The sequence below is a fragment of the Streptomyces sp. WZ-12 genome, assembly GCF_028898845.1.
GTDB lineage: Bacteria > Actinomycetota > Actinomycetes > Streptomycetales > Streptomycetaceae > Streptomyces.
The window spans coordinates 6,445,806-6,462,609 of record NZ_CP118574.1 but is presented as its reverse complement, the minus strand read 5'-3'; the positions used below and the strand labels follow the sequence as shown (position 1 = coordinate 6,462,609).

Sequence of the window (16,804 nt, the reverse complement as noted above, 5' to 3'; positions counted from 1 at the left end):
GGAGAAGCGGGCTAGTGACCCGCGGCGGCCAGGTCGCCCACCGCGGCGGCGAACGCCTCGCCCCGCTTGTTGTAATTGACGAACATGTCCATCGAGGCGCAGGCCGGGGCCAGCAGCACGGTGTCGCCGGGACCGGCGAGGCGGGCCGCCTCCCGGACCGCCTCGGACATCGCCCCAGTGTCGGTCCGGTCAAGGTCGACAACCGGGACATCGGGGGCGTGTCGCGCCAGCGCTTCGCGGATCAGCGCCCGGTCGGCGCCGATCAGCACCGCCCCGCGCAGCCGCCCGGCGGCGGTGCGCACCAGCTCGTCGAAGGTGGCGCCCTTCGCCAGGCCGCCGGCGATCCACACGATGTGCTCGTACGCCGCCAACGACGCCTCGGCGGCGTGGGTGTTGGTGGCCTTGGAGTCGTCGACGTAGGCGACGCCGGCGACGTCGGCGACGTGCTGGATGCGGTGGGCGTCCGGGCGGAAGGCCCGCAGCCCCTCGCGCACCGCGGCGGCCGGGACGCCGAAGGCGCGGGCCAGCGCCGCGGCGGCCAGCGCGTTGGCGATGTTGTGCGGCGCGGCCGGCACCACGTCGGAGACCTCGGCGAGCTCCTGGGCTTGCCGGTGCCGGTCCTCGACGAAGGCCCGGTCGACGAGGAGGCCCTCGACGACGCCCAGTTGGGACGGGCCGGGGGTGCCGAGGGTGAAGCCGATCGCCCGGCAGCCCTCCTCGACGTCGGCCGCGCGGACCAGGTCCTCGGTCGCCGGGTCGGCCGCGTTGTAGACGCAGGCGACGGTGTTGCCCTCGTAGATCCGGCCCTTGTCGGCGGCGTACGCCTCCATGGAGCCGTGCCAGTCCAGGTGGTCCGGGGCGAGGTTGAGCACGGCCGCGGAGTGCGCCCGTACGGACGGGGCCCAGTGCAACTGGTAGCTGGAGAGCTCGACGGCGAGGACGTCGTAGGAGCTCTCCTCGTCGCGGCCCTCGCCGAGCACCACGTCGACCAGCGGGACGCCGATGTTGCCGACCGCGGCGGTGCGCAGACCGGCCGCGGTCAGGATCGAGGCCAGCATCCGGACGGTGGTGGTCTTGCCGTTGGTGCCGGTGACCGCCAACCAGGCCGCGGCGTTCGGGCCGCGCAGCCGCCAGGCCAGTTCGACGTCGCCCCACACCGGGACGCCGGCCCGCTCGGCCGCCAGGAAGAGCGGGCTGGTGGGCTTCCACCCGGGGGAGGTCACGATCGCCTCGGTGCCCTCGGGGAGGGTCTCCCCGTCGCCGAGCCGAACCGTGATCCCGAGCGCCTCCAGCTCGGCGGCCTGGGCCCGTTCGCGTTCGCCGTCGCTGCCGTTGACGACGGTGACGTGGGCGCCGAGGCCGGCCAGGGCGCGGGCGGCGGGGACGCCGCTCACGCCGAGGCCGGCCACGGTGAGGTGCCGGCCGGCGAAGTCCCGGGGCTCGCGCGGGTCGTACCCGGTCACTTCGCCGCCTGCCAACCGCCGTAGAAGATGCCCAGGCCGACGATCACGCACATGCCCTGGATGATCCAGAACCGGACCACCACAAGGACTTCGGACCACCCCTTGAGTTCGAAGTGGTGCTGGAGTGGCGCCATCCGGAAGACCCGTTTGCCGGTCATCCGGAACGAACCGACCTGGATGACCACGGACATAGTGATCAGCACGAACAGGCCGCCCAGGACGGCGAGCAGCAGCTCGGTCCGGGAGCAGATCGCCAGGCCGGCGAGCGCGCCGCCGAGGGCCAGCGAACCGGTGTCGCCCATGAAGATCTTGGCCGGCGAGGTGTTCCACCACAGGAAGCCGAAGCACGCGCCCATCAGGGCCGAGGCGACCACCGCGAGGTCGAGCGGATCGCGCACCTCGTAGCAACCGGGGCCCGCGGTGGGCAGGTTGGCGCAGGACTCCTGGTACTGCCAGATGCCGATGAAGGTGTACGCGCCGAAGACCATCACCGAGGCGCCGGTGGCCAGGCCGTCCAGGCCGTCGGTGAGGTTCACGCCGTTGGACATCGCCAGGATCATGAACAGCGCCCAGATGACGAAGAGCACCGGGCCGATCTGCCAGCCGAAGTCCTGGGTGAAGGAGAGCCGGTCGGAGGCCGGGGTGGCGCCGCGCAGGTCGGCGAACTGGAGCGAGAGCACCGCGAAGGCGATGCCGACGATCAACTGGCCGGCCATCTTCGCCTTGGCCCGCAGGCCCAGCGACCGCTGTTTGACGATCTTGATGTAGTCGTCGAGGAAGCCGACCAGGCCCATGCCCGCGAAGAGGAAGAGCACCAGGACGCCGGAGAACGTCGGGTCGCTGGAGGTGATCACCTTCGTCAGGGCGTAGGCGATGATCGTGGCCAGGATGAAGGAGATGCCGCCCATGGTGGGCGTGCCCTTCTTGCTGCCGTGGGTGCGCGGGCCGTCATCGCGGATGAACTGCCCGTACCCCTTCTTGGCCAGCAGCTTGATCAGCAGCGGGGTGCCGATCAGGGTCAGGAAGAGCCCGATCGTTCCGGAGAAGAGGATCTGCTTCATGGAGTTCATCGGGAAGCGGCCCCGCCCTCAGTGCCGCAACCGGCCTCGCCGTCCAGCAATGCCGCGGCCACCCGCTCCAGACCGACCGACCTGGATGCCTTCACCAGCACGACGTCTCCCGGTCGCAGCTCCCTGCGCAACAGGTCGATCGCCGCCCGCGTGTCGGACACGTGCACCGACTCCTCACCCCACGAACCCTCGTTCTTGGCGCCCATGTCGAGCCAGGCCGCTTCCCTGCCGCCGACCGCCACGAGCTTGCTGACGTTGAGCCGGACGACCAGCCGCCCGACCGCGTCGTGTTCGGCGAGCGACTCCCCGCCCAGCTCGGCCATCTCACCGAGCACCGCCCACGTCCGGCCCCCCTGTGCCCTGCCGGCGGTGCCCATGGCGACCAGCGCACGCAGCGCAGCTCGCATGGACTCGGGGTTCGCGTTGTAGGCATCGTTGACGACCGTCACGCCGTCCGCGCGCTCGGTGACCTCCATCCGCCAGCGGGAGAGCGTGCCGGCTTCGGAGAGCGCGGTGGCGATCTCGTCTACGGGCATGCCCATCTCATGGGCGACGGCGGCCGCGGCGAGCGCGTTCGACACGTGGTGCTCACCGTACAGCCGCATGGTCACATCGCTGCACCCGGAGGGTGTGTGAAGCGTGAAGGCGGGCTGTCCGAGGCCGATGAGCCGGACGTTCTCGGCGCGGACGTCGGCCTCCGCGGACTCGCCGAAGAGGATCGTGCGGGCCGTGGTGCGGGACGCCATGGCGCGGACGTACGGGTCGTCGGCGTTGAGCACCGCCACGCCGCCGTCCGCGGCCGCGGGCAACGACTCGACGAGTTCGCCCTTGGCCTGCGCGATCTGCTCGCGGCCGCCGAACTCGCCGAGGTGCGCGGTGCCGACGTTGAGGACCACGCCGATGCGGGGCGGGGTGAGCTCGGCGAGGTAGCGGATGTGGCCGACTCCCCGGGCGCCCATCTCCAGGACGAGGTGCCGGGTGGTGGCGTCGGCGCGCAGCGCGGTGAGCGGCAGCCCGATCTCGTTGTTGAGGTTGCCTTCCGGCCACACCGTCGGGCCGTGCCGCTGGAGCAGCTGGGCGATCAGGTCCTTGGTGCTGGTCTTGCCGGCCGAGCCGGTCAGACCGACGACGGTGGTGCCCAACTTCTCCACGACGGCGCGGGCGAGCGCGCCGAGAGCTGCGACGACGTCATCGACGACGATCGCCGGGACGCCGATCGGGCGGGCCGCGAGGACGGCCACCGCACCGGCTTCCACGGCGCCGGCGGCGAAGTCGTGGCCGTCGACGCGCTCACCGGCGAACGCAACGAACAAGCCACCCGACCGGACCGCTCGGGAGTCCGAGACGACCGGCCCGGTGACCTCGCGGTCCGGGTCCGGTATGTCGTGCTGCTGCCCGCCGACGATGCGTCCGATCTCGGCGAGGGACAGGGAGATCACAGGTCACCCCCGGAGCCGTGCAGGAGGTGCCAACAAGAGGATTGTGCGCGCATGGCGTTGTGTCATCCCTGGTGGTTCGGCTGCTGTGAGTGCTGCGACTGCTGTGCCTTCACGATCGCCTCGCGCAGCACCTGACGGTCGTCGAAGGAGCGGACCACTCCGGCGATGTCCTGGCCCTGTTCGTGGCCCTTGCCCGCGACGATCACGGTGTCGCCGGGCTCGGCGCGGGCGACGGCGGCGTCGATGGCGGCGGCCCGGTCCTCTTCGACGAGGACGGTGCCGCGTTCGTGGACGGGCACCTCGGCGGCGCCCGCGAGCATGGTGGCGAGGATCGCGAGGGGGTCCTCGGAGCGGGGGTTGTCGGAGGTCAGCACGGCGGTGTCGGCGAGCCGGGCGACCGCTGCGCCCATCGGCATCCGCTTCTGCTTGTCGCGGTCGCCACCGCAGCCGAGGACGGCGTGCACCTTGCCGGTGGTGACCTTGCGCAGGGCGCGCAGAACCGATTCGACGGCGTCGGTCTTGTGCGCGTAGTCCACGACCGCCAGGTAGGGCTGGCCGACGTCCACGCGCTCCAGGCGACCGGGGACGCCGGGGACCGCGGCGACGCCGTCGGCCGCGGTCTGCGGGTCCACGCCGGCGACGGCCAGGGCCGTGATGGCGGCGAGCGCGTTGGAGACGTTGAACGGACCGGCGATCGGGGAGGCGGCGCGCAGCGTCACGCCCTCGGGGCCGTGCACGGTGAACGTCGAGCCGAGCGCGCCGACCTCGACGTCGGCGGCGCGCCAGTCCGCGTCCGGGTGCCCCTCGGCGGAGAACGTGGTGACCGGGACCTCGGACTCGCCGGCGGCCAGCCGACGGCCGTACTCGTCGTCGAGGTTGACCACGCCGGCCTTGCTGCGCGCCTTGGTGAACAACTGCGCCTTGGCCTGGAAGTAGTCCTCCATGCCGGAGTGGAACTCCATGTGCTCCGGGCTGAGGTTGTTGAAGATCGCGACGTCGAAGACGCAGCCGTCGACCCGGCCGAGCACCAGCGCGTGGCTGGAGACCTCCATGGCGACCGAGCGGACGCCGCGCTCGCGCATCACCGCGAACAGCGCCTGGAGGTCGGTGGCCTCGGGGGTGGTCCGCTCGGACTTCAGCCGCTCGTCGCCGATCCGGGACTCGACGGTGCCGATCAGGCCGGTCAGCCCCCCGTCGCCGGCCTTCGCGGCGGCGGCCCGGAGGCCGCCCTCGATGAGGTAGGCGGTGGTGGTCTTGCCGGAGGTGCCGGTGATGCCGATCTGGAGGAGGTCCTCGCCCGGCGCCCCGTAGATCGAGACGGCCAGGGCGCCCATCCGGGCCCGCGGGTTGTCGACGGCCAGGACCGGCAGGCCGGTCGCGGCGGCGCGCTCGGCGCCCGTCGGGTCGGTCAGGATCGCGGCGGCACCGAGGTCGGCGGCCTGGGCGACGAAGTCGGCGCCGTGCAGGCGGGCACCGGGCAGCGCGGCGTAGACGTCACCGGGGCGGACCGCACGGGAGTCGTGGGTGATGCCGGTGGCCTGGACCGCCTCGGCGCCGTCCGGGAGCGGGAGCGCGAGCAGCGACGCGAGGTCCGCCAGAGGGGTGGGGCGAACCTCCTCGGGGCGCGGCGCACCCGGATATCTGCCGGGGCCGCCCTTCTCCGCTGCTTGGTTTTTGGGGGACTGATCAGCTTGTGACACGGCGGTGAGCGTACCGGGCAGAACGGGCTCGGGGCGAAGTGAGGGCTTCGCCGGGGCTCTGTCGCCGGGTAGTTGCGGGCCGTCAGGGGTGATGGTCGTCACGGCGGTGTTGCCTCGATTTCATTCGCCTGGCTTGAACGTGACCGGCAGTCGCGGCGGCTGCACACCGGTCGGGGGCACCTGGAGCGTCTTCAGTGCGAACGTCATGACCTGCTGGAAGATCGGGCCGCAGACCTGGCCTCCGAAGTAGCTGCCCTGCTTGGGGTTCTGCACGGCGCAGTAGACGGTGATGCGGGGCTTGTCGGCGGGCGCGAAGCCGGCGAAGGAGGCGGTGTAGCCGTGGTAGCGGCCGGTCTTGGGGTCCACCCGGTTGGAGGTGCCGGTCTTCCCGCCGACCCGGTAGCCGTCGATCTTCGCCTTGGCCCCGGTGCCCTCCTCGTCGGTCACCACCGACTCCAGCATGGTGGCCAGGGTGTCGGCCGTCTTCTTGCTCACCACCCGGTTGTGCGCGGGCTCGGGGGCCGGGGTGTAGTGGCCGTCCGGTCCGGTGGTGCCGCGGACGAGGGTCGGGGCGATCCGCTCGCCGCCGTTGGCGATCGTGGAGTAGACGGAGGCGGCCTGGACGGCGTTGAGGGAGAGCCCCTGGCCGAACGGGATCGTGTACTGCTGCGAGGTGTTCCAGCTCTGCGGCTTGGCCAGGATGCCGTCGGTCTCGCCGGGGAAGTTGAGCCCGGTGGGCCGGCCGATGCCGAACTTCCGCAGGTAGGAGTAGAGGACCTGGTTGGCCTGCGGCTGGGTGGTGCCCAGTTGGCCGGCGGCCAGGATCGTGCCGATGTTGCTGGACTTGGCGAGCACGCCGTTGAGCGTGAGGTGCCAGGTCTCGTGGTCGATGTCGTCCGAGAACAACCGGTCGCCGCGGTGCAGCCGGTTGGGCACGGTGACCCGGGTGTACGGGGTGGCCGCGCCCTCCTCCAGGACGGCCGCCATGGTCATCAGCTTGCTGGTGGAGCCCGGTTCGAAGGCATCGGTGAGGGCCGGGTTGCCCAGCGCGTCCGGACTGGCCTTGGACAGGTCGTTGGGGTCGAAGCCGGGCGCGTTGGCGAGCGCCAGGATCTGGCCGGTGCGGGTGTCCTGGACGACGACGTAGCCGCGGTCGGCCCCGGACTTGTCGACCTGTTCGCTGATGGCCTTCTGGGCCGCCCACTGGATGTCGCTGTCGAGGGTCAACTGCACGTCGGTGCCGGGTACGGCGGGGTGCTCCTGGGTGTCGGCGTTGGGCACCCGGCGGCCGCCGGACTGGGCGTAGACCAGCTTGCCGTCCGTGCCGGCCAACTCCTTGTTGAGCTGGGCCTCCAGGCCGCCGGCCCCCTTGCCGGCGCTGTTCATGAAGCCCAGGACGCCGGCGGCGAGTTGACTGTTCGGGTAGACGCGCTTGCGGTGCTTGTCGGCGAAGACCCCGACCAGGACGTTGGGGCGGGGTGCGCTCTTGGGGGCGGCGGCCGCCTTGGCGTCCAACTGCTTGCGGAGGTCCTTGATCTGCTTCCAGACCTGGGGGGTGCGCTGCCGGGCGAGCAGGACGTAACGGGAGTCGGGGCGGTCCAGTTTGGCGGCCAGGGTCTCCCGGGACTCGCCGAGGAGCGGCGCGAGGAGCGCGGCGGCCCGTTGCGGGCCGTCCTTGACCTTGGTCTTGTCGGGCGCCAGCAGGCTCGGGTCGGCGGTGATGTCGTAGGCGTCCACGGTGGTGGCGAGGTCCACGCCGTTGCGATCGGTGATCGCGCCGCGCTCGGCGGCGAGTTTGACCGGGACGTAGCGGTTCTCGTTGGCCTTGGCGGCGTAGGCCGCGGCGTCCACGCCCTGCACCTGCACCAGCCGGACGACGAAGGCCAGCATCACCAGCGTCAGCGCCAGCGCGACCAGGCGCAGCCGGGGACGCGGGTTGACCGGCCGCAGGGGGCCGCCGAGCTGCCGGAGGCGGCCCGCTCCGGCGGGACGGCGGGCCGCGGGCGGCTTGGGCGTACCGGGGCGACGGGCCGGCGGGCGGCCGCCGGACCGGGCCGGGCGCGGAACGCGACGGGGGTCCCGGGGCGTGCTCATGCCGCTCTCCCCCGGGCGCGCGCGGGGCACGGCGCGGCGCCGGGCGGCCGACCGGGCGCGGCGTGGGAACTGCGGCCGCGGAGTGCGGGTTCGGGCGTCACGGGATCACCTGCCGGGGGCCGACGGGGTGGGCGAGTCGGGCATGAGGACGGAGGCGGGCGCCGCGGGCGTGGCCAGCGGTCCCGGGGACGACGGGACGCCCGGCGTACTGGGCGCGAGCGGCCCGACCGGGGCCCGTACGGGCTGCGGTGGGGGCGGCGGGGCCGTGGCCGCCGGGGTGGGCCCGGGGTCCGTGGGCCGGGTGCCCTCCGGGCCGAGCGGCAGCGGCCCGGCCGACGCGGACAGCGGGCTCTCGGTGGACGAGACCGGGCCCGGCACGCCGCGGACGGTGCCGTCCGGCATCAGGAACGCCGGGTTGCCGCCGGGCACCATGCCCAGCTTGCGGGCCCGCCGCGCCAGCGCGTCCGGTGCGGAGTAGCCGTCCACCTCCTGTTGGAGCGCCTGCTGCTCGTCCGTCAGCTCGCCGGTCTTCCGCTCCAGCCTGCTCAGCTCGAACGACCCTTGGTTGAGCGCCGAGTTGAGCAGCAGCAGGGAGATCAGCCCGGAGCCCAGCAGCACCACGACGAGCAGCACGAACGGCGTGCGCGCGGCGGTGCCGGAGCGGGGGGCGGCGGGCAGCAGCGCGGCCAGGCGCCCTCTGCCGCGCGACCGGCCCCCCTGCCGGGTCATGCGATGTCCTCGCGGATGCGCTCGGCGCCGCGCAGCCGGGCGGGGGCCGCGCGCCGGTTCTCGGCGATCTCCTCCTCGGTGGGGAGCTCGGCGCCGCGGGTCAGCAGCTTCAGGCGGGGCTGGTAGCGCTCGGGGACGACCGGCAGGCCGGGCGGCGCGGTGTTGCTGGCGCCGGCCGCGAAGACCTGCTTGACCAGCCGGTCCTCCAGCGACTGGTACGACAGCACGGCGATCCGGCCACCCACCGCGAGCGACTTCACCGCGGCCGGGATGGCCCGCTCGACGCACGCCAACTCGCCGTTGACCTCGATGCGCAGCGCCTGGAAGGTCCGCTTGGCCGGGTTGCCGCCGGTGCGCTTGGCGGCCTGCGGCAGCGCGTCCCGGATCAGCTCGACCAGCCGCGCGCTGGTGGAGAACGGCTCCTTGTCCCGCTCCCGGACCACCGCCGCGACGATCCGCTTGGCCTGCTTCTCCTCCCCGTAGGAGCGCAGGATCCGCACCAACTCACCGGGCGGGTAGGTGTTGAGGACCTCGGCGGCGCTGATGCCGGTCGTCTGGTCCATCCGCATGTCGAGCGGGGCGTCCTGGGCGTAGGCGAAGCCGCGGTCGGCCTCGTCGAGCTGCATGGAGGAGACCCCGAGGTCGAACAGGACGGCCTGGACCCGGGGCAGCCCGAGCCGGTCGAGGACCTGGGGGAGCTCGTCGTAGACCGCGTGCACCAGGGTGGCGCGCTCCCCGTAGGGGGCCAGCCGCTCCCCCGCCAGCCGGAGCGCCGACGGGTCGCGGTCCAGCGCGACCAGGCGGGCCTCGGGGAACGTGGTGAGCAGCGCCTCGCTGTGCCCGCCGAGCCCGAGGGTGCAGTCGACGACGACCGCACCGGGCTCGGTGAGCGCGGGGGCGAGCATGTCCAGACACCGCTGGAGCATGACGGGTACGTGGCGGGTATTACTGCTCATGCGCCAGCCTCGCTTCGCTCAGCGGGCCTGCCGTCGCAGAGCGCGCACCTCTTCCTGATTCGCTCGCTGCGCTCGCTCATATGCCTTCCGATGGTGGGCGGCAGGTGGGTCCCCGGCCGTTGGCTGGGGGATGCCGCACGTACCGCTTGGTCCCCGCCCGCTCTGAAGGGGAAGTGGCCCTCCGGCGACGGGGAAGTGACGTCGGATGACCGGTGGAGCGGGAGGAGGCCGAACCGTACGTACGGTCACGCACGCGAGGGATCGAAGGATCCGAGGAGAGCGTCACGCCTCCCACTTCGCGCCACTTTAGTCCACCTGCCCTCCCGGTCAATCAACTGGTTCCGCGCGTCCCCCGCACGGTGCTCCCGGAGGTTTCCTCCCGCTTTCTACGGGGACGTCCAACCCTATGGACCGCCTCACGAGGTGTGATGTTGCCCCCTACGCCCACCTACAGGAGGGGCTGAAGCAACCATGAGCGATTACCGTGAATCCATGCCCATACCTGCGTCGCAGCCGCTGCCCCCGTCCGCCGACAGCGCCCCCACCGCCACCGGTACGGTCACCGACCGTCTCGTCGCGTCGAACCGGCGCTACGCCGCCGCCTTCACCGACCCCGGGATGGACGCCCGGCCGGTCCTCAAGGTCGCCGTCGTGGCGTGCATGGACGCCCGACTCGACCTGCACGCCGCGCTGGGGCTGGAACTCGGCGACTGCCACACCATCCGCAACGCCGGCGGTGTGGTGACGGACGACATCATCCGCTCCCTGACGATCAGTCAGCGTGCCCTGGGCACGCGGTCGGTCGTTCTCATCCACCACACCAACTGCGGTCTGCTCAGCCTCACCGAGGACTTCCGGCACGAGCTGGCGGCCGAGGTCGGCCAGCGGCCCACCTGGGCGGTCGAGGCGTTCAAGGACCTCGACGAGGACGTCCGGCAGTCCATGCAGCGGGTGCGCACCTCGCCGTTCCTGCTGCACACCGACGACGTCCGCGGATTCGTGTTCGACGTGACGACGGGTCTGCTGCGCGAGATCGATCCGCGGGACTGACCTGCGGCGGGATCCGCCGCGGCCGGCGGCGGATCCAACCCTCCTCTCCCCTCCTTTTCGCGCCCGGCTAGCCGGACTTGTCCGGTTGGCCGGGCTTGAACGGTGCGAGTTATCCACAGGTCATGACGCGAGGCCGCGCGGGCGGCAAGAATGCCTAGGTGACGTCGCCGCGGCCGCAGCCGGCCGCGGCGCGCACGCGGGGAGGGCCGGGTCCATCGAGGGGGCGGCGGCCACCCGGGGAGGGGCCGAGGAGGGCCGAGTGACGACGTATGACGAACGAGCGAGCCTTGCCGATCTGACCACCACCGTCGGGCGGGTGCACCGGTCGGTGGAGGGCGTGATCGAGGGCAAGCCGGAGGTCGTACGGCTCGCGCTGACCGTCCTCCTGGCCGAGGGACACCTGCTCATCGAGGACGTGCCCGGCGTCGGCAAGACGATGCTCGCCAAGGCGCTGGCCAAGTCCATCGACTGCTCGGTCCGGCGCATCCAGTTCACCCCCGACCTGCTGCCGTCGGACATCACCGGCGTCAGCGTCTACGACCAGCAGCGGCGGGACTTCGAGTTCAAGCCCGGCGCGATCTTCGCCCAGATCGTGATCGGCGACGAGATCAACCGCGCCTCCCCCAAGACCCAGTCGGCGCTGCTGGAGTCGATGGAGGAGCGCCAGGTCACCATGGACGGGCAGACCTACGACCTGCCCAGCCCCTTCATGGTCGTCGCGACGCAGAACCCGGTCGAGATGGAGGGCACCTACCCGCTCCCCGAGGCCCAACGGGACCGCTTCATGGCCCGGGTGTCGATCGGCTATCCCAGCCCGGCCGCCGAGCTGCAGATGCTCGATGTGCACGGCGGCGCCTCCCCGTTGGAGCGGCTGCGCCCAGTGACGCACGCCCACGAGATCGTGCAGTTGGCCGAGGCGGTGCGGGGCGTCCATGTCGCCGAGGCCGTGCGGCGGTACGCCGTCGACCTCGTTGCGGCCACCCGCAACCACCCCGATCTGCGGCTCGGCGCCTCGCCCCGGGCGACGCTGCACCTGCTGCGCGCCGCGAAGGCCGCGGCGGCCCTGGCCGGGCGGGAGTTCGCGCTGCCGGACGACGTCCAGTCGCTGGCGGTGGCGGTGCTCGCGCACCGGCTGCTGCCCACCGCCCAGGCCCAGTTGAACCGCCGCACCACCGAGCAGGTGGTGCTGGAGATCGTCGGGCGCACCCCGGTCCCGGACGCGGCCGCTCCGCAGTGGCGGCAGCCTGCCCGCGGCCAGCAGCCGCCCGGCGTACGGGGGTTGTGATGGCCGGCGGGGGGAGCGGTGTCACGCGGGAGCCGGGCGGGCTGCGCGCCGCCCTCGGGGGGCTGACGACCCGCGGGCGGTCGTTCCTGGCGGCCGGGTTGGCCGCCGCGGCCTGCGCCTACCTCCTCGGCCAGGCGGAACTCCTCCGGGTCGGGCTGCTGTTGGCCGCGCTGCCGCTGGTGTGCGTCCTGGTGCTGCACCGCACCCGCTACCGCGTCGCGGGCAGCCGCACGCTCGCGCCCGCCCGGGTGCCGGCGGCGGCCGAGTCCCGGGTCCGCCTCCGGGTGGAGAACGTCGCCCGGCTGCCCACCGGCGTCCTGATGCTCCAGGACCGTGTCCCCTACGTCCTCGGGCCCCGCCCGCGCTTCGTCCTGGACCGGGTCGAGCCCGGCGGCAGCCGCGAGGTGTCCTACCGCGTCCGGTCCGATCTGCGCGGCCGTTATCCGCTGGGACCGTTGCAGCTCCGGCTGACCGACCCGTTCGGCATGTGCGAACTGACCCGCGCTTTCACGGCGTTCGACACCCTGACGGTGGTGCCGCGCGTCGAGCCGCTGCCGCCGGTCCGGCTGGCCGGCGAGGCCGCCGGGTACGGCGACGGCGGCCACCGCTCGCTCGCGCTGGCCGGCGAGGACGACATCATCCCCCGCGGCTACCGCCACGGCGACGACCTGCGCCGGGTGCACTGGCGCTCCACGGCCCGGCACGGCGAGCTGATGGTGCGCCGCGAGGAGCAGCCGCGGAAGGCGTGCTGCACGATCCTGCTGGACACCCGGGCCGTCGCGCATCACGGCTCCGGGCCCGACTCGGCCTTCGAATGGGCGGTGGCCGGCGCCGCCTCGACCGCGCTGCACCTCCTGGAGCGCGGCTACGCCGTGCGGTTGCTGACCGACACCGGAAGCACGGTGCCCGGCCCGGCGGGCGGCGGCTTCGCCGGCGGCGAGTCCTCCGACACCGCGGGCCTGCTGCTGGACAGCCTCGCCGTCGTGGAGCACTCCGACGCGGCGGGTTTCACGGCGGCGTACGAGGCGCTGCGGGAGGGCGCGGAGGGTCTACTGATCGCCTTCTTCGGCGCGTTGGACGAGGAACAGGCCGCACTGGTCGGCCGGATCCGCCGGCGCAGCACCATCGCCGTCGCCTTCGTCCTGGACGGCGACGCCTGGTCCCGCGGGCCCGGCGGGATACGCCTCTCCCCCGGCGGACCCCCGGTCGCCGAGCGGCTGCGGATGCTGCGGGCGGCGGGCTGGACGGCGCTGCCGGTCGGGCCGGGGGTCGCCCTGGCCGATCTGTGGCGGGCGGCGGGCCAGTCGGAGACAGCACCGGCCGGGGCCGTCCCGGGGCAGGGCGGAGCCGGCGACACCGAGCGAAGTGGGGCGGACGCATGAGCGGGCGGGCGCGGCTGGCACTGGCGGCGATGGCGGCGACGCTGTGCGCCGGCTGCGCGCTGCTGCCGCTGGTGGACCCGGTCACCTGGCTGTTCCAGGCGGCGCTGCTGCTGGCGCTGGTGACGGCGGTGGGCGCACTGGCCCGGCGGGTCCCGTTGGCCCGCCCGCTGACCGTCGCCGCGCAGGCGCTGGCGGCCGTGCTGCTGCTGACGGCGGTGTTCGCCCGCGGCCAGGCGCTGGCCGGGCTGCTGCCGGGCCCGGACGCCGTCACCGCCCTCGTCGAACTGGCGCAGGACGGGGCCCGGGACGTCGGCCGGTACGCCATCCCGGCCCCGGTCACCCCCGGCATCAAGCTGCTGCTGGTCTCCGGGGTACTGCTGATCGGCCTGGTGGTGGACGCGCTGGCGGTCACCTACCGCAGCGCCGCGCCCGCCGGCCTGCCACTGCTCGCGCTGTACTCGGTGGCCGCAGGACTGTCCCAGGGCGGCTCGGGCTGGCTGTGGTTCCTGGTGGCCGCCGCCGGCTACCTCCTGCTCCTGCTGGCCGAGGGCCGCGACCGACTCTCCCAGTGGGGCCGGGTCTTCGGCGGCCCGCCGGCGCGCCGGCCGGGAGACTCCGACGGCGGCCGGATCCGGGTCCGTGCGGGCCGTCGGATCGGCGTGCTGTCGCTGGGCATCGCGCTGCTGGTGCCCGCCGCGCTGCCGTCCCTGAGCGGCGGGCTGCTCGGCCCGGCCCCGGGCGGCGCCGGCCCCGGCGGCGGGGGCGGCACCATCTCCGCGGTGAACCCACTGGTCTCGCTCCAGGACAGCCTCAACCAGCCGGAGGACCGCGAGGTCCTCAACTACCGCACCACCGCGGCCGACACCCGCGAGATGTATCTGCGGATCGTCGCCCTGGACCAGTTCGACGGCACGGCCTGGAAGCCCTCCGAACGCACCGTCACCGACGTCCCCGCCGAGCTGCCCCGGCCGCCCGGCCTGAGCTCCGACGTGTCCGTCACCCGGATCAACACCTCCATCTCCACCGCCCCGTGGTACGCCCAGAACTGGCTGCCGCTGCCCTACCCGGCGGACAAGGTCGACCTCCCCGGCCGTTGGCGCTTCGAGCCCGAGGGCCGCACCCTGGTCGGCGACCGCGGGCAGAACACCCACGGCCTCCAGTACCAGGTCGAGAGCCTCCAAGTGCGGCCCACCGCCCACCAGTTGGCCACTGCCCCGCCGCCCCCCGCTGCCCTGCGGCAGGAGTACACCAAGGTTCCGGACTCCCTCCCGGCCATCGTCGGCACCACCGCCCGCCAGGTCACCCGCGGCGCCCGCACCGCGTACGACAAGGCCGTCAAACTCCAGGACTGGTTCGCGCTCTACGGCGGCTTCAGCTACAACACCGAGGTCCGGGCCGGCAGCGGCTCCGAGGCGATCGCCCGCTTCCTGGCGGACAAGGAGGGCTTCTGCGTCCACTTCTCGTTCTCCATGGCGGCGATGGCCCGCACGCTCGGCATCCCGGCCCGGGTGGCGGTCGGCTTCACCCCGGGCACCCGGCAGCCCGACGGCACCACGTCGGTGGGGCTGAAGGACGCGCACGCCTGGCCCGAGCTGTACTTCCAGGGCGTCGGCTGGACCCGCTTCGAGCCGACCCCGAGCCGCGGCAGCGTCCCCGACTACGCGTACCCGGACCCGGCGCAGTCCACCAGCACCGGCGGTCCGGACCGGGCACCCGCGCCGTCCGAGCTGCCCGCCACCGGGCCGTCCGCGGCGCCGTCCTGCGCCCCCGGCGAGCAGCGCACGGCCTCCGGCTGCGCGGCCGGGGTCTCGATATCGACCACCGCCCCGCCCGGCGGCGGCCCCGCGCCCTGGGCACTCGCGCTGATCGCCCTGGCCGCGCTGGTGTTCGTGACGCTGTCCACGGTCCCGCTGCTGTGGCGGAGCCGGGCCCGCGCCCGACGGCTGGCGGGCGCCCCGGGCAGCGAGCCGACGGCGCACACCCTCGCCGTCTGGCAGGAACTGCTGGACACCGGCTGGGATTACGGGATCGTCCCGGACGAGGCGCTGACCCCGCGCTCGGCGGCCGCCCGGATCATTCGCATCGGGGAACTACAGCCCGACGCCGCGGACGCCGCCCGACGGGTCGCGACAGCGGTCGAGCAAGCCCTCTACGCCCCGCAACCAGCCCCGCCGGACGGGCTCGCCGCGGACGTCCGGCTGGTGCACGCCGGCCTGCGGGACGGCGCGCCCCGAGCACTGCGCCTGCGCGCCCGGTTCGCCCCGCGCTCCGCGGCCCGCCTCCGCTGGGCCGGTGCGTCCCGCTGGTCCGCACTGCGACGGCGCTGCCGGAACAGCCGCCCGGCAACCACGGCCCGACGCCTGGCGACCACGCTGCGCACGACGGGCTGGCGACGCAACGAGCGGGCCTAGGGCCCGACCGCGCCCGGGGCGACACCGCACCGGATTCCCGGTACGGCTCCCAACCGGCGGCCGCGCCCGCCCTGTACGCGCCCCGCGACGACCGCTACGCGTCGACGACCGCAACGCGCACGAGGGCCGGAGCCCGCACAAAGCAACGCGCGCACGCAGCGCAAAAAGTGTGGCCCCCGATTCCTCGGGGGCCACACGAAAGTCAAGGGCACGAGTGCCAACGCCAACGCCAACGGAATTCGACGACGCCGACCGGCATCACCACACATCGGCGCACAATCCACCGACGGCACAACTGGCCACGAATGCGGGGTACTCCGCGCACAGGAACCGCGAAATTGGCCGGATTCGCTGCGCTCGCCGCGGAGCAGATGGCCGGATACCGGCGCGCAGGCAACGGCCCGTCAACGGTCAGTGACCCCGCTGATCGTCAGCGACCTCAGTGGCCTTGCTGTTCGTCGCGGCGGCGCTGCCAGCGGTCCTCGATGCGGTCCATCATCGAGCGGCGCGGCCTGGCCTGGCGACGGGCCTGTGGCCCGCCCGCGGCCGCGGCGCGCTCCCCCGACTTGGGAGCCTTGCGCCAGCCGGTGACGGCCAGCACGGCGCAGCCGAGCATGACGAGGAAGCCGACGACACTGACCCAGATGAGCTGGGCGACCATGCCGGCCATGAGCAGGGCGATACCCACCAGGAAGCCCACGACCGCTTGGTAGACCCGTCGCCGGGTGTACGTACGCAGCCCGCTTCCCTCAAGCGCTGTCGCGAACTTGGGATCTTCGGCGTACAGCGCTCGCTCCATTTGCTCGAGCATGCGCTGCTCGTGCTCCGAGAGCGGCACGGAGTCCTCCTACTCGTCGGTCGCGGGGGGCGACCGGGTGCGACCCTTTCAGGATAGGCAGGGAATCGCCCCCGTGAAACCCGCCCCTCTACGCCAATTCACCGTCCGTACCGCCGCGGCGGCCGATGGTGATGCTGGCTGCATTCCCCACCCGCCAATCCGTCATGCCGGAACGTCGTACACCGATCATACGGGGCGAAGCGGCTGTTCGGGTGGCCTGTGGTCGACCGCATGCGATGCCCGTGGGCACGGCCGGGCGCCGGTCCGGGGCGCTCCCGGGTGCCGCACCGCCCGCGCCGTATGGGCCGCGCGGACCCGTACGCGGCGGCGCGGACCCGTACGCGGCCGGGGTGCGTCAGCGGTGCGCCGGTGCACCGCGGTGCACCG

The 16,804-nt window shown here is 73.4% G+C and carries 12 protein-coding genes; 4 read left to right on the top strand and 8 right to left on the bottom strand.

Annotated elements, in window-relative coordinates:
* Positions 1-11: 11 nt before the first annotated feature.
* The 7 genes from murD to rsmH form a co-directional block, all read right to left on the bottom strand.
* Complete coding sequence (gene murD / locus PV796_RS27930; protein ID WP_274916156.1) at positions 12-1,463, bottom strand: UDP-N-acetylmuramoyl-L-alanine--D-glutamate ligase; 1,452 nt, start codon at positions 1,461-1,463, stop codon at positions 12-14.
* Positions 1,460-2,524, bottom strand: a complete 1,065-nt coding sequence (gene mraY, locus PV796_RS27925; RefSeq protein ID WP_274916155.1) for a phospho-N-acetylmuramoyl-pentapeptide-transferase — start codon at positions 2,522-2,524, stop codon at positions 1,460-1,462. Before mraY ends, murD begins: the two co-directional genes overlap by 4 nt.
* 5 nt (positions 2,525-2,529) lie before the next feature.
* Positions 2,530-3,972: a UDP-N-acetylmuramoyl-tripeptide--D-alanyl-D-alanine ligase gene (locus PV796_RS27920; protein ID WP_274916154.1), complete on the bottom strand. Its 1,443-nt coding sequence runs from the start codon at positions 3,970-3,972 to the stop codon at positions 2,530-2,532.
* A 62-nt stretch (positions 3,973-4,034) separates the two neighbouring features.
* The gene (locus PV796_RS27915) at positions 4,035-5,774 is read right to left on the bottom strand and encodes a UDP-N-acetylmuramoyl-L-alanyl-D-glutamate--2,6-diaminopimelate ligase (RefSeq protein WP_274916153.1); all 1,740 of its coding nucleotides are present in this window, start codon (positions 5,772-5,774) and stop codon (positions 4,035-4,037) included.
* An 18-nt stretch (positions 5,775-5,792) separates the two neighbouring features.
* Positions 5,793-7,766 carry a peptidoglycan D,D-transpeptidase FtsI family protein gene (locus PV796_RS27910; RefSeq protein WP_274916152.1) on the bottom strand — a complete coding sequence of 658 codons (1,974 nt, stop codon included), beginning with the start codon at positions 7,764-7,766 and terminating at the stop codon, positions 5,793-5,795.
* Between the two features lie 105 nt (positions 7,767-7,871).
* Complete coding sequence (locus PV796_RS27905) at positions 7,872-8,495, bottom strand: septum formation initiator family protein (protein ID WP_274916151.1); 624 nt, start codon at positions 8,493-8,495, stop codon at positions 7,872-7,874.
* Positions 8,492-9,451, bottom strand: coding sequence for a 16S rRNA (cytosine(1402)-N(4))-methyltransferase RsmH (rsmH, locus tag PV796_RS27900; protein WP_274916150.1), 960 nt, complete (start codon positions 9,449-9,451; stop codon positions 8,492-8,494). Before rsmH ends, PV796_RS27905 begins: the two co-directional genes overlap by 4 nt.
* A gap of 492 nt (positions 9,452-9,943) precedes the next feature.
* On the opposite strand from rsmH, the gene PV796_RS27895 reads away from it, so the two are divergent.
* The 4 genes from PV796_RS27895 to PV796_RS27880 all read left to right on the top strand — a co-directional run bounded on the left by PV796_RS27895 (position 9,944) and on the right by PV796_RS27880 (position 15,579).
* On the top strand, positions 9,944-10,501 hold the full coding sequence (locus tag PV796_RS27895) for a beta-class carbonic anhydrase (protein ID WP_274916149.1): 558 nt from the start codon (positions 9,944-9,946) through the stop codon (positions 10,499-10,501).
* 259 nt (positions 10,502-10,760) lie between these two features.
* Positions 10,761-11,786 (top strand): AAA family ATPase, encoded by a 1,026-nt coding sequence (locus tag PV796_RS27890; RefSeq protein ID WP_274916148.1) that lies wholly within the window; start codon positions 10,761-10,763, stop codon positions 11,784-11,786.
* Positions 11,786-13,168 (top strand): DUF58 domain-containing protein, encoded by a 1,383-nt coding sequence (locus PV796_RS27885; protein WP_274916147.1) that lies wholly within the window; start codon positions 11,786-11,788, stop codon positions 13,166-13,168. Before PV796_RS27890 ends, PV796_RS27885 begins: the two co-directional genes overlap by 1 nt.
* Positions 13,165-15,579 (top strand): transglutaminase family protein, encoded by a 2,415-nt coding sequence (locus PV796_RS27880; protein WP_274916146.1) that lies wholly within the window; start codon positions 13,165-13,167, stop codon positions 15,577-15,579. The genes PV796_RS27885 and PV796_RS27880 overlap by 4 nt, the downstream gene beginning before the upstream one ends.
* Positions 15,580-16,018: 439 nt before the next feature.
* Here the strand turns inward: PV796_RS27880 and PV796_RS27875 are convergent, their stop codons facing one another.
* Positions 16,019-16,417 (bottom strand): DUF3040 domain-containing protein, encoded by a 399-nt coding sequence (locus PV796_RS27875; protein ID WP_274916145.1) that lies wholly within the window; start codon positions 16,415-16,417, stop codon positions 16,019-16,021.
* Positions 16,418-16,804: the final 387 nt, after the last annotated feature.

What these genes read in the sequence shown, in the direction of transcription:
- mraY (WP_274916155.1), bottom strand. Translation starts at nt 2,524, where the DNA reads ATGAAGCAGATCCTCTTCTCCGGAACGATCGGGCTCTTCCTGACCCTG.
- PV796_RS27885 (WP_274916147.1), top strand. Translation starts at nt 11,786, where the DNA reads ATGGCCGGCGGGGGGAGCGGTGTCACGCGGGAGCCGGGCGGGCTGCGC.
- PV796_RS27880 (WP_274916146.1), top strand. Translation starts at nt 13,165, where the DNA reads ATGAGCGGGCGGGCGCGGCTGGCACTGGCGGCGATGGCGGCGACGCTG.
- PV796_RS27910 (WP_274916152.1), bottom strand. Translation starts at nt 7,766, where the DNA reads ATGAGCACGCCCCGGGACCCCCGTCGCGTTCCGCGCCCGGCCCGGTCC.
- rsmH (WP_274916150.1), bottom strand. Translation starts at nt 9,451, where the DNA reads ATGAGCAGTAATACCCGCCACGTACCCGTCATGCTCCAGCGGTGTCTG.
- PV796_RS27895 (WP_274916149.1), top strand. Translation starts at nt 9,944, where the DNA reads ATGCCCATACCTGCGTCGCAGCCGCTGCCCCCGTCCGCCGACAGCGCC.
- PV796_RS27905 (WP_274916151.1), bottom strand. Translation starts at nt 8,495, where the DNA reads ATGACCCGGCAGGGGGGCCGGTCGCGCGGCAGAGGGCGCCTGGCCGCG.